10 protein-coding genes are annotated in these 12,907 nt (G+C 59.7%); 3 read left to right on the forward strand and 7 right to left on the reverse strand.

The annotated features are described in order from the left end of the window. Position 1 precedes the first annotated feature (1 nt). The 5 genes from P5705_RS14080 to P5705_RS14100 all read right to left on the reverse strand — a co-directional run bounded on the left by P5705_RS14080 (position 2) and on the right by P5705_RS14100 (position 4,562). Positions 2 to 199: an EscE/YscE/SsaE family type III secretion system needle protein co-chaperone gene (locus P5705_RS14080; RefSeq protein ID WP_277461428.1), complete on the reverse strand. Its 198-nt coding sequence runs from the start codon at positions 197 to 199 to the stop codon at positions 2 to 4. Beyond that, positions 189 to 1,457 carry a type III secretion system inner membrane ring subunit SctD gene (sctD, locus tag P5705_RS14085; RefSeq protein WP_277461429.1) on the reverse strand — a complete coding sequence of 423 codons (1,269 nt, stop codon included), beginning with the start codon at positions 1,455 to 1,457 and terminating at the stop codon, positions 189 to 191. The genes P5705_RS14080 and sctD overlap by 11 nt, the downstream gene beginning before the upstream one ends. A gap of 1 nt (position 1,458) precedes the next feature. Beyond that, the gene (gene sctC / locus P5705_RS14090) at positions 1,459 to 3,246 is read right to left on the reverse strand and encodes a type III secretion system outer membrane ring subunit SctC (protein WP_277461430.1); all 1,788 of its coding nucleotides are present in this window, start codon (positions 3,244 to 3,246) and stop codon (positions 1,459 to 1,461) included. Then, the gene (locus P5705_RS14095; RefSeq protein WP_277461431.1) at positions 3,243 to 3,665 is read right to left on the reverse strand and encodes a CesT family type III secretion system chaperone; all 423 of its coding nucleotides are present in this window, start codon (positions 3,663 to 3,665) and stop codon (positions 3,243 to 3,245) included. Before P5705_RS14095 ends, sctC begins: the two co-directional genes overlap by 4 nt. Positions 3,666 to 3,740: 75 nt before the next feature. Beyond that, a complete protein-coding gene (locus tag P5705_RS14100) occupies positions 3,741 to 4,562 on the reverse strand; it encodes a helix-turn-helix domain-containing protein (RefSeq protein ID WP_277461432.1) in 822 nt (273 codons plus the stop codon). Between the two features lie 755 nt (positions 4,563 to 5,317). Here P5705_RS14100 and P5705_RS14105 point away from each other — a divergent pair. From P5705_RS14105 to P5705_RS14115, 3 genes are all read left to right on the forward strand, one after another. Then, complete coding sequence (locus P5705_RS14105; protein WP_277461433.1) at positions 5,318 to 7,105, forward strand: hypothetical protein; 1,788 nt, start codon at positions 5,318 to 5,320, stop codon at positions 7,103 to 7,105. A gap of 403 nt (positions 7,106 to 7,508) precedes the next feature. Next, a complete protein-coding gene (locus P5705_RS14110) occupies positions 7,509 to 7,970 on the forward strand; it encodes a hypothetical protein (protein ID WP_277461434.1) in 462 nt (153 codons plus the stop codon). Between the two features lie 16 nt (positions 7,971 to 7,986). Then, positions 7,987 to 8,373, forward strand: a complete 387-nt coding sequence (locus tag P5705_RS14115) for a hypothetical protein (protein ID WP_277461435.1) — start codon at positions 7,987 to 7,989, stop codon at positions 8,371 to 8,373. A gap of 27 nt (positions 8,374 to 8,400) precedes the next feature. Here the strand turns inward: P5705_RS14115 and P5705_RS14120 are convergent, their stop codons facing one another. Both P5705_RS14120 and P5705_RS14125 read right to left on the reverse strand, forming a co-directional pair. Beyond that, the gene (locus P5705_RS14120) at positions 8,401 to 12,057 is read right to left on the reverse strand and encodes an ATP-binding protein (protein ID WP_277461436.1); all 3,657 of its coding nucleotides are present in this window, start codon (positions 12,055 to 12,057) and stop codon (positions 8,401 to 8,403) included. Continuing rightward, complete coding sequence (locus tag P5705_RS14125) at positions 12,054 to 12,680, reverse strand: response regulator transcription factor (protein ID WP_277461437.1); 627 nt, start codon at positions 12,678 to 12,680, stop codon at positions 12,054 to 12,056. The genes P5705_RS14120 and P5705_RS14125 overlap by 4 nt, the downstream gene beginning before the upstream one ends. Between the last annotated feature and the right edge of the window lie 227 nt (positions 12,681 to 12,907).

A 12,907-nucleotide genomic window follows, 5' to 3' on the forward strand; every position in this document is an offset into this window, starting at 1 on the left:
GTCATTTCACCTTAATCGTTTCAAGAATCGTGATGGCCGCATTCAGGGCCTGTGCGCGCAACGTCAGGTTGCGGTACTGCAGCGGCGTTGCCTGCCGGCGCAGGCGCAACTGACACTCGCGCTCGAGTTGCTCCACCTGTTTGGCCAAGGCCTGCTGGTCGCAGCCATTGGCCCATTGCTCCTGGAGTTCATTGATCACTGCCTGCGTCACCTTTGAGGTTGATAATGAATTGCTGCCCTTGCTTGCTCACCACGACCCGGTCGTTCTGGATATCGACTACCCGCACGCCCGTCGGGGTAACGCCTTCGATGGGGTAGCGCCGGTTGTCGGTGAGGATCACGTACGGCACCCGACCAATCGAGACCGCCCTGATGGGAAATTGCACGGTCGGTTTTTTCCTGGCCGCCGACGTGCTCTTCAACTGCAGGGCGGGCAGCGCGGGAAACTCCGCCGCGAATTGCACGGCAACCTGCTTGAACACATCCTGCTCACGCTCACCCAAGGCCCCGTCGAGCTCGAACCGATCGCCCTTGCGTACAGCGTTCAGCTGGTCGGCCAGGCCGGCGTCACCCAGCAACTGTTGCAGTCGCCTCAAAGGATCAGCCTCCGGCGTGGGCGGGTCTTCGACCCCCTGCAACCCCTGCACATCGCTCTTAAGCGTCTGCACGATCTGTTGCCAGCGGGCAGGGTCAGCGATGTCGGCACCCGACAGCCGCACCCACCCCACCCGGTCGGTGTCGACACTCACGCCTTTGTAGCCGAGCCTTGGCAGAATCGAGTCGACGTCCCGGCGAATATCCTCCTGAGCACGCACGTCCAGGCGAAACGGCACACCGCCGCCCTCCAGAAACTGTTGCAACTCGGAAAGCTGGCGGGTCGTCGGCAGGTAGCCGGTCAGCACCACCTCCCCCCCGGGCTGGGACTTGGCCAGCGCCACATTCACCAGACCTTGCTGCTGCAGATAGTCGCGTATGCCTTGGACAGGCTCGGGTAGCTGCACCGCCGGCGACACGTTGAGCCACGGCGCCAGCAGCATCGCTAGCGTAAACAGGCCGACACAACCGAGCCCCACAGCCCACCGCACCCAACCAGGCCGGTCTGTCTTGGCCGCCAGCGAGACCACGGCGACCTGGGTCTGCAAGCCTGGATCGAACTGCTCGGATTGCGCACAGAACATCCAGCGCAAGGCGCCACAGGCCTGCTGCGCAAACGCACGCAAGGGTTCCCCTGCCGCCACGGCTTCGCCGTCCTGGGTGGGCGGTTGGTCCTGCGCCCACTCCAGCAACCGGACTTGCTCCTCGCTGACCTCCAGCACCACGTGTTCGCCGACGATTCCGAGGTCCACCAGCACCAGATCGGCCACGGCCGGATCGCAACCGATCACCAGCCGCCCTGGTGCCAGGGTCACCTCCACGCCTTGGTTCAAACCATTGCAAAAGCGAATTTTCCAGGCCATGTCAGTGCTTCTTCGCCGCACGTACACATTGCGCCTTGCCTTCCACGCAAGGCCCCTCCGTCACCCGCCAGCCACTGCCGCCGCTGCTGGTGCCACAGGCACTCAGGGTGGAGTCCTTGCCTGCCAGGCCGAGCATCCGCTGCGCCTCACGGGCGGGGGCCAAAGCCTGGCATTGAGCGCTGTTGAGCAGTTTCTGCAGCGACAGGCTCTTGTTCGATAGTTCATCCACGGCAAGCAGCCCCTGCAGATTGCCTTGCGCACCCAACGCGACATCCTGTGGCAGGTTGTTGTCGATCAACCGCGGCTCGATCAGGAACAACCGCACCGCGCGCCGCGAAGAGTTGAACTTGAAACGGAACAATGCCCCCAGGTAAGGGATGTCGCCCAGCAACGGCACCTTGCGCACGCTCTCGTTCATTTCGTCACGATGGATGCCACCGATCAGCAGACTCTGCCCCAGGCCGACCCGAGCCACGGTGTCGATCACTGTGCGGCTGATCGTCGGAATACCGTCCGGCCCGCTGCTGTTGGGCTTCTGGTTGCCGTCCTCGATGTGCAGGCTGAGGCTGATCTCAGGTCGATCGCCCACTTTGATCACCCGTGGCGTCATTTTCAGCATCGTGCCGTAGGCGATCTTCTTCAGGTCGGCCACACGCTCACCGGACACCTTCACGTAGTATTCTTCGCTGTGATCGATGACTGCCGCGGTGTTCTCCTGCGTCAGCAGCGTCGGGCGCGAGCCAATCTGCGCCAGGCCCTGGCTCTGCAACAAGGTGATCTTGGCCATCAGGAAATTGAGCCCGCGACCATCGACCAGGCTACCGACGGCGCTGCCCTTGTCCGGCGTACCGCCGGTGGTGGTGATCTGCATCAGGCGGTTCTTGCCAAGCCCGATGCCCACCTGCCAGTCCACTCCCAGTTCGGAGAGGTTCTCCGCATTGATGTCGACAATCGACAGGCCCACCTCGATACGCGCGGATGGCCGGTCGAGCGCGGCGATCAGCCGGCGATACATCGGCATGCGCCCGGGGCTGTCACGCACGATGATCGCGTTCATCGACGGGTCGGCCTGGACCACGGCAGAGCGGGGCGCGGCCACGCCGCTGGCTGCCGCCTGCTGCCCGTTCACCGCGACCACATTGGCGTCGCTCAACACCCGGGACAGGATGGTCGCCACCCCCGGCGCCTGGATCGTGTCGTCGCGGTAGCGGATCTGCCGGTCCTCGGCGACGGCGTACTTGAGCGGGAAGATCTCGACATTCAGGTCCGTCGCCCCCTCGACCTGCAAGGTGTTCTGCTGCTGCAACGCCTGCAGGGTCTGGCTGACCATGTCCAGGTAACGTGGCGGCGCCGAAACGTACACCAACTGGCCGCCTGGGCCTGGGCGCCAGGGGAAACTCGGCTCCCAGTTGTCGCCGGCTTGCAGGGCCTGGCGCAACTGTGCCTCCTTGACCTGGCCCAACTGCACGAGGCGCGTCTGCATCTCGGTGGATTTGAACACGTACAGCACAGCGCCGTCGTAGTACCAGACCAGGTTGTACAGCGCGCCGACCAGTTTCAGGAACGCTTGTGGGTCTTGCAGGTCGAACGACGAATTGACCTGGTCGTCGACCTTGTCGCTGACCACCACCGAGCTGTGGTAGTTGGCCGCGAAATTGATCAGCACATCGCGCAGGCTTTCGCCATGGGCCACATAGCTATAGGGCTCCTCGGGCCAATCCAGTGGACGCGCCTGCACCGCGCCACACCCCATCCACCACGCGGCCAGCGCCACGCTGGCGAACTTCATGGCCGACATACCATTGCCCCCCCATGACGTCTGCGCGGGCTCATATCGAACAACGGCCGCAACGCCTCGAGAGCCTCTACCTGCGCATATAGCAGCCGCTCGAACCGTGGGTATTGCAGCCCCGCCAGCTCGACCCGCGCCTCGACGACCCACTGCCCTTGCGGGTCGACCACCACCGCCTGGGGCACACGACGCGCCCAGCCGGTCACCATTTCCAGCGCGCGTTGTGCGGCTGCCAGGCCCTCCTGCCCCTGAAGGTCGAGAGCACAAGGCAGGACGCTGCGCACGGTAAACTGCGTGCCTGTCGGCTCGAGGACCAGGTCATGGCCCTCGAGGAAGATGTGATAACAACCATGACTGTCGGCAGACGGTGGCTCGATCGCCAGACGCTGAGCCAGGCGGAGAAGTAACTGCTTCATATGTTTTTAACACCTATGTTCTGGCCGGCCGATTGCACGGCGCTAAAGGACCGTTTTGCGATCAGCGTTGCGTGGTCAGCCTTCGATGGCCGACCTGGCATGACTGGGGGTGCAGCCAAAATGACGTCGATAGGACTGGCTGAAATAGGATTGGCTGGAGAACCCGCTGTCGATGGCGATATCGACGATGCTGCGCTCACTGTTGAGCAACAACTGATGGGCGTGCATGAGGCGCCGCTCGCTGATCCAGGCCCGTGGTGAAGCGCCATAGACGCTGTGGAACAGGTCCTTGAAGGCGGTCAGGCTCATGCCGAAAACCCGGACCAGCTCCTCCAGCCGCCACTCCTCGAGAAAGTGCGCCTCCATGAACGCCTGCAGCCGCAGCACTTGATCGTTGGCCTGCTGGCGCAGCATCGCCATCAACTGCGGCCCCTGCGCACTCGACAGCAGCACCATCACCAATTCCTCGACCCGCAACAGCGCCAGCGTGGGCGGATGCTCGAACTCCATCAGCCATTTCAGGCCACGCACGCAATCGGCAGTCAGGCTGTTGCCAGGAAAGACCATGACCTCCCCCGTGACACCGGTGAAGCGTTCGATTTCGCTGAGCAATGCCCCGTAGCGAAGGGTGAAGTGCTGGAGAAAACGCGGCGTCAATGGCACCCATAACAGGTTGGCGCCGGCACTGAGGCTATTGACATACGTGCCACGACGAATGAACAGCAATTCACCGGGCTCGAGGCGCTGCTCGACGCCCGACTCGCGCACCAGCAAATCACCCTCCACCACGACATAGATGCGCTCTTCGCCACCAGTCATGAAGCCCGAGCCACGCACCATAATTTGATGCACCTCCAGGGATTCGTTCTCTCGCGTAGTAGCGTTCAACCACTTCATGACTGGTCCTCAATGCTAAGCACTTCCATGCGCGCTCATCACATACGCTGCATGCGTCCATACCGTGATTTACGTGGGCTATATCGAGGGAAAACGACTGGCTCGCAACCCTCCTATGGCGAGCAGATTATTACGACCTATCGGAATCTAACGACCGAAAAATCCTTGTTTCGCGATGCATAAATCTCTAATTGGTGTAGGAAAATACGACAAGAGACCAACCTAAACACAAGGTCATTCACAATCCGACAATGCCCAAGAAACACAGACGACTTCGCAAGACATAAAAAATCACGTCATCAATCAACAGCGCTCACTCGAGCAAACGCGAAGACTCCAGGCATTACCGATGCCGCTCAGAGCCATAGGGAGACGAGATGAAGGTAACAACCTCGGCTCGGAAGACAGACTGCCCAACCCGAACGTCAGTCATTGCATTTTTCATCCGCGGCTCAGCAACTGCCGCGACGTTCCAGTCCTCTTACAGCACGAATCATATGACCCGCGTTTGTACTACGCCAATGAAGACCCCAGCCAAGGCAATATTTGATGAATGGGTACTCATTGCGAATACCCGAGAGCGGGTCGATGTAGCCCAGACGCTCACGGGCCCTACCTACCATGTCTCCCAAATCCCTTGTGGGAGACGGCGATGGTTGATGTCCGGCAGCGTTTTCGCGATGCGATCGCAGCCTTAGAGAGGCTCAAGACCCACCAAACCACAACACAACTTAGCGACACAGGAATATAGCATCGTGACCAATCCCGTTAGCTACGGCGGTGGCAAAAGCCATATAACAAATTCCAACTTGCATGCGCTGCGCGCACTCACACTCGACAATGAGAACTTTAGCAAGCTGATGGTATCGAAGGAGAGCCGCGACCACCAGGCGATTGCCGCCGAGTCCGACATGTTCGAACTACTGGCCGTGGACAGAGCAACCAATTACACATGGAAGAACCGGTTTAGGCCGACCCCTTGGGTGCACTACCGTGTCGGTACGACACGAGCGGAACTCCTTCAAAACATCCATCAACGCTTGCTACCTCGCACCGCCACAGCGGATACCGCCATGTCTGGCACCAGCTCGCAGCCCATTGCTGAGAAGGTGCTCAAACCCGCGTTTGCGCCGTTGAAACAATGCCTGGAAAACTTCGAAGGCCATGCGTTGACGAACGAAATTCCCAAGCGATCGCTTTACATCGTCGACATCATTACGCGTGAACTTGAGCATATCTATAATTTAAAGAACGATACCGAGATCATGCGCTCCGCCTCCGCCCTCAGCAATTACATCGACTCGGTGCTCCATTCGACCGAACTCTCATGGATCGGGCTTGGCAACCTATACGCCAAAGAATGGAAGGAATATCAGGAGCACCCTGAGCGCATCCAGCAGCAGCCATCACCGGATGCAAAGCCAGCGCCACTGGACGGCAATACCCCCGCAGGCCAGATTAACCATGCACTAAAATCCACCGTGAGGCAGCTGAACCGGGCGCAGACTGAGATTGCGCTGAACATTGCGACCACGGAATGGGAGCGTGCCTTCCTGGAGATGAAGGCAACGGTTCAAGGGATTTTCCAAGAGGAGGTGCCGCAAAACGCACGTACGCCTGAATCTCCTTCACCCTACCTCGACGGCGAGTTGGGCCCGCAAAATACAGCGACTCTCAGCTTGAGAGAAATTTACGCACAACATAATACACACAAGGCGTTCTGGGATGACATTAACGAAGCCATTAACGCCATCGCCAGCGGCGATCGCAACATGTGGGCTGACAAGCTTTCAAACCAAGAGATAAAAAGAAACGAAAGACTGAGCGCCGATGATGATGGTGATTTTATAAATATCAGCAGCGACGGAGCAACGTCTTGCACGGACAGTCCCGTCGCAGACAATGCCAGAGAAGTAAACCAGATCAATAAAATAAACGCATGGCGAGCGGCCGCACTAAAACTCACAATCAAACATTGCGAAAGACTCTTCAACACACCAATAACCACACCCCAATCTCTGGAACAACTGAAAGATAGCAGGCTCTTCAGCGGCGGCTCCACCACCAAGGAGATAAATGACGCCTGCCTAGATACGAAGCAATGTACTGGCGACGCATTGAAAGCGGCTACCACAGGTATCGAAATCAGGCTGCTCACCTTGGCAACCAATGCCTTGAGCCATTTGATTCAGTACCTGCTACAGCAAGGGACGGATTATATGTCAACCCATAAGCTCGACATAAAAACCCACATCAAAACCCATTTGAATATCCTGAGCGACACCGAAACCGCACATCCCAAATTCGGCGACCTCAGGAAGGCTTACAGTACATTGAATAACCTGCTGGACAAGCCGCAAGGCCCTGCATTAACCAAAGAAGCACGTGATAAGGTTGTACAACCCCTTCTCTACCACCTCGATACCTACGGACCGTTCAACCACCCCCCTCCCGAGACCCTACTTGAACAAACCAATTACCTTCTAGGGCGTCCTTCCCGATTGCCCCAAGCTGTGGTTGAACATGTCGCTAGCGATACATGAACATTCCGCCCTTAAACTCAGGCCTTTCAGGGTGTTCAACGTTAGCATTGCCCACGTTGCAACGAATGTAGGAGCGGATTCATCCGCGACGCGCCGCACAGGCGGCGCCTGGCCTCATCGGCGCCACAAGGGTCGCGGCGGGCATCTGGTGGCCCTAGGCTTTGTACGAAAAGTGCCTGCGCGACGACCATGCTGAGTTGAAAACAGGCTGGTGCGCCAGCCCGGTCGGAATGCTCATTTACAACCCGTAAAGTCGAGCGCGACTCCGACCGTTCCTCGCCTGTTTTCGCCTTGCCTGATCGCCGCTCGGCTACTTTTCGTACAAACCCTGATGCGTTCATGCTCCCCGGCACCCAAAGACCTTGAAAAGGATGGACCTTAGCTAATGAAGAGCACGCCGCACATGCACGACAGCCTGGATCTCCAATCGCTGCTAGGTCACTGCACAGAAACGTTTGGCACATTGTTCGAAGCAGATACCCCCACCGTGGTCATGGCTGGCGGACAGGCGCCGATCATCACGTTATGTCGCAGCGGGACGCTCAGGCTCGACATTCCCCTTCTTCCTGCCGTCTCGCCCGCAGATGAGGCCGCGATCCTCGAGCGGGCTGCGAAGCTCAATGGCACAAGGGCGTTACTGCGCGCACAGATGTTCTTTTGCCTTTCGCCAAGCGGCTCGCTCTTGCTTTCCAGCCTGACGCGCCTGACCGCGCAGGACTGCCATCAGGTCATTGTGCAAAACCTCGAAAGGCTTTGTGCCGCCGTACAAGCTGCCCGTGCCTTCTTGCTCGGGCAGTCGGACCACCACTCATCGCCCGAACTGCGAACCATTCACCCGCAAAACCGGCGCGTGCTGCGCGGATAACCCCAAAGGCTCGAACATGCTCGACAACGAAATCATCCACTGCCTCGCCGAAATCACCGGGCTCACCACCCCGAGCTTGCCAGCCGTGCTGCATTATCGCGAGGCCAGCGGCCCAGAACTGGAAATCCATATCGAAGCTGATCACCAACTGATCACCCTCTGGTGCAAGCTGGCCTGTCCGGTGGGCGTCCCTGTCGCCGAAACGCTGCTACGGGTCAACTGCGCCTGGCGTGATCCTTCCGCCAGCTGGTTGTATTATGACGCCGATCGTGGAACACCGATTCTGGTCAGTGCCCTGCCCCGGGCCGATACCTACCCGGAGCGTTTTCGCGCCCAGGCGCCTTTGTTCTTCAGCGCCTGTAGCACGTTGCAGGATGTGCTGGCTCGTGCCGCGCACCATTGACCTGAGCGACCGCAGCCAGGGAGCCGGTCAACTCGACGCCTGAGAGGCAAGATGCCCGCGAGCACCGTCCATGTCTTCCAGGACACGCTCCATGGCCTGCTGCAATGCATCCCCTGCTGCCAGCAAGCGGTCATCGTCGTTCACTGTAGAGCAAGCCTCTTCAAGGCCCTCACACGCGGCGGTCAGTCCCTTGGCCCCAATGATCCTTGCGCTGCCCTTGACCTTGTGTGCCAGCTGCGACAGTGCCTCGGCGTCACGTTCGAGCAGCTGCTTGAGCAGCAGCTTCATGTCGGCGCAGGTGTTTTCCTCGAGGTCGTCAAGCAACCGAATGGCTGCCTGAGGCTGACCAAGCGTCAATTTAAGCAAGTTGCGAAAGTCGATCTCGCCACCGTTCGATAAGGCTGCGTCGGGTTCATTGCCCACCAATTCAGGCGCGACACCGGCCAGGCAGGCACTCAAGTCCCCCAATGCCACAGGCTTGAACAGGCAATCATCCATCCCGGCTTCACGGCACAGCACTTTCACCTCCGGCTGCGCATTCGCCGTGCAACCGATGATCAGGCAAGGGCTACGCCCGCTCGCGGCTTCATGGGCACGTATGGCACGGGCCAGTTCATAGCCACTGACGGAAGGCATGTTGCAATCGGTGATCACCACGTCATAGGTGTCGTTGTACCAATCGCGCAGCCCTTGAGCGCCGTCCACGGCGTCGCGTACCCGGTGCCCCAGGTACGACAACTGCTGGGAAAGCAGCAGTCGGTTGGCGGAGTAGTCATCGACCACCAGCACATTGAGGACATGCCCATGGGGCACCAGCTCCGGCTCCGGGGTCGATGACCTGCCACTGGCGTCAAGCAGCGGCACACGCAACACCACCTGCACCTGAGTGCCCCGGCCCAGTTCGCTGGAGAGGTAGAGCTGGCCATGCATCATCTCGGCAAGGGTCCGGCAGATGCTCAGGCCAAGGCCTGTGCCGGTGCGCGCCGAATGGCTGTTGTTGCTGGCCTGGGTGAACGGTGTGAACAGACGCTGCTGATCCTCGACACTGATACCGGCGCCGGTGTCCTCGACGCGCAGGCAGATCTCCAGCGCTTCCCCTTCGGCACAGGGGGACACGTGCAGGATCACCTTTACTTCACCGTAAGTGGTGAACTTGATGGCGTTGCTCAGCAAGTTGGTGAAGATCTGCTTGAAGCGCAACGGGTCGATCAGCACATCGCAATCGGCCGCCTCGTCCAGTTCGAGCTCCAGCGACAGACGCTTCTGCCGGGCCATGCCATCCATGATCCTGGCCACCGAGTTGATCTGCTCGATCAGGTTCGCGCGTACCGGCGAAAGGCTCAAGTGGCCAGACTCGATCCGGGCGATATCGAGGATATCGCCGATCAACTCCAGCAGGTCCTGCGCCGCGCCGGAGGCTACTTCCAGGCCAAGGCGATCAATCCTGCCCTGGTTGGCATTTTTCATGGCCAGCTCGAGCATGCCCAGGATGGCATTGATGGGGGTGCGGATCTCATGGCTCATGGTAGCGAGGAACGTGGTCTTGGCGCGGTTGGCGTTCTCGGCGCATTCCCGGGCCTCCTGCAGGCTTTCCAGCAGGTGGTGACGCTCGCTGACATCGATCCAGCCACCGATCATGCCGGTGACTTCGCCCTCGCTGCCACGGTACGGCAGGGTCCAGTGATAGATCGTCAGCTGCTCGCCACTGGCCAGGCGCAGGCTGCCATCCTGAATCCGTGGCTGGCCGTTGCGCATGACGTCGATATAGCTGTCGTGATAAAAGCGTGCGTCCTCGGGGTTGAAGAACTTGCCCTCCACCACGGTCTTGCCGATGACCTGCTCGCGACGCACGCCGAACACCTCGAGGTAAGCGGCATTGCACAGCACCATGCAGCCGTTGTAATCGCGTACGTAAATGGGGTGCGGCGTACCATCGATGAGCGTGCGCATGAACTCCACCTGGTCGAACAACGCGACCTCGGCTTTTTTCCGCGTGCTGATCAAGCGGCGCAGGTAGGCGTTCCAGCCCAGCGCGAACGCCAGCAGCAATGCCGCAGCGACCATGGCCTGGATAAGCACCACACGATGCCGCGACCAGTAGCTATCGTCGAGCACCACCGCGCTGCGCCAACGACTGGTCAGCTCGGCGGTTTCTTCCGGGGTGATGCTCAGCAACGCCTTGTTGAGGATCGACACCAGCTCCGGCGCCGACCTTGCCACCGCGAACGCGCGCTGCGCCGGCACCGTGCCCACGGTTCCGGTGATGCACAGTTTGTCGTTCTGTTTGTGGGTGATGAGATAGCGTGCGCTGAACAACGAAACCGAGGCAGCGTCAACCTTGCCCTGGCTGACCAGCTCCAGGGCCTCCTTGGGGTCGGCGACGGTGGTGATCCGTATCAACGGGTAATTGCCACTGACGTATGCGAGCAGCGCGCTGCCCTGCGGCAACGCGAGCATCTTGCCGTTCATGTCGTCGAGCGAGTTCAGCGCCAGGTTCGACTCGGAACGCACCAGCACATAGGGCATGCTCAGGTACGGCTGGCTGAAGACGAACGCCTGGCCGGGCAAGCTGCCAGGCGAGTCGGTGGCGACCATGTCCAGGTCGCCGCGGCTCAACGAGGCCATCAGCGATTCAGTACTGCCCCCCGGCGAAACATCGAACTTCAAGCCCGTGCGCAAGGTCACCTGCGCCAGCACATCGGCCGTATAGCCATACAATCGGCCCTTTTCGTCAAAGTAGGTCAGCGGCAGGTATACACCGTTGATGGCCACTTTCACCCGGGGATGGCTATCCAACCATTGTTGCTCGCTGGCACTGAAGTGCAGGCGGTTCAGCCCCGGGACATCGACCCGGACGGCATTCCAGCGGCGCAGGATATTGTTGCGTTCGGCATTGGGGATGACCGCCAGGGCCTGATCGACAATATCCAGCAGCCGGGTATTGTGCGCTTCGACGGCAAAGGCAATCCCCCCAGGCTCGAAGGGCGAGGTATTCAGTTCGAGGTTGTTGAGGTAGTTCTTGTTGATGAGATGGTTGGCACTGATGGCATTGCCCAGGTAACTGTCTGCCTGGCCGAACGCCACTGCGCTCAATGCATTCAACGAAGAAGGATAGAGTTGCACGTCGGCATCAGGGTAACCCTGGGCCACTTCCGCCTTGGGCAGGTAGTGGTAGAACATCGCCAGCTTCCTGCCCGGCCCGCCCTTGCCCTCGCCATCCTGGCGCCGGGTCACCAGCACCGGCTCGTCCTCGGCATAGGCGCTTGTCAGCAGCAGGCCGGGAATGGTCGCATCGTAACGGTTGGCCGTGCCCATCAAGTCGACGGCGCCACTTTTCAGCGCATGGACCAGCGCATCACGCGACTCGTAACGCTGCACAGCGATTGGCACTCCGAGCAACTGCCCGAGCAATGCGGCGTAGTCGGCAGTGATGCCCTCGAACCCCTGAGCGTTGGCCGTCACCTCGAACGGTTCGTTGTCGGGCCCCGAAACCCCTAGGCGTAAGCTGCCGTGGCCGGCCAACCATTGTCGATCCTGCTCATCGAGTTGCACTTGATAATTGTCGATGGTCGAGCGGCCATACAGTTTCATGGGCCTGGCGTCGGAGGCCACGGCACTGATATGAAACAGGTTGAACAGGCACAGCAAAGCAATCGTGAGATAGCGCATGGGCAAGGTGTTCACACCAGATCATTGCGCTTGGCGAACTCGGCCAAGTAGACGAGCGACTTGACATTGAGCTTTTCGATGATGCGTTTCTTGTAGGTGCTGACCGTCTTGTTGCTCACGTGCATCACCTCAGCGATTTCATTGTTGCTGAAACCGGTCGCCAACTTCTGCAGGATGCTCAGTTCCCGATCGGAGAGGCGTCTGATCAAATCCTGTTCCGAGGCTTCCATGTCGCTGCGTCGCACCGAGTTCGCGGCCAGGTTGGGGAAGAACGTATAGCCGGACATGATGGCGCGGATAGCCTTGACCAGCTCGTTGAGATCCTCGGCCTTCGAGACGTAACCCGCAGCGCCGGCCTTCATGCAGCGCATGGCGTAGCTGGCGACTGGCCGCGAGGTCAGCACCAGAATTTTTGCAGGCAGTTGCAGTTCGGCAATGCGGTTGAGCACTTCCAGTCCATCCATCTTGGGGATGGCGATATCCAACAGGATCAAGTCCGGCAGGTGTTGACGGGCCAATTGCAAGGCATCGACGCCGTTGTCGGTTTCACCGACGATATCGAACTGTTCCTGCTGCAGGAGCATGCGCGCGGCGCTGCGAATGAACGGGTGGTCATCAACGATAAGTACGGAATGCATCTAAATCCCTATGAAGTACGGCCCAGGCTGAAACGTGCGATGGCGCGAGCCCCGTCACCTTGCAGCGTATAGAAGTGTTAAAAAGCGCGAGTGGACTGTAGCGCCGGCCTGCGCGCAGCAGCTATCGGCGATCGTCGTTATTATTTATGGCAGGCACGAAATAGCGAGAACGCACAACACCGCTGCTCCCGAGGAAGCAGCGGTGTTGTGTGCTTGAAGAGTGTGCT

The sequence above is a fragment of the Pseudomonas entomophila genome (genome assembly GCF_029478665.1).
In the GTDB taxonomy this organism is placed as follows: domain Bacteria; phylum Pseudomonadota; class Gammaproteobacteria; order Pseudomonadales; family Pseudomonadaceae; genus Aquipseudomonas; species Aquipseudomonas entomophila_F.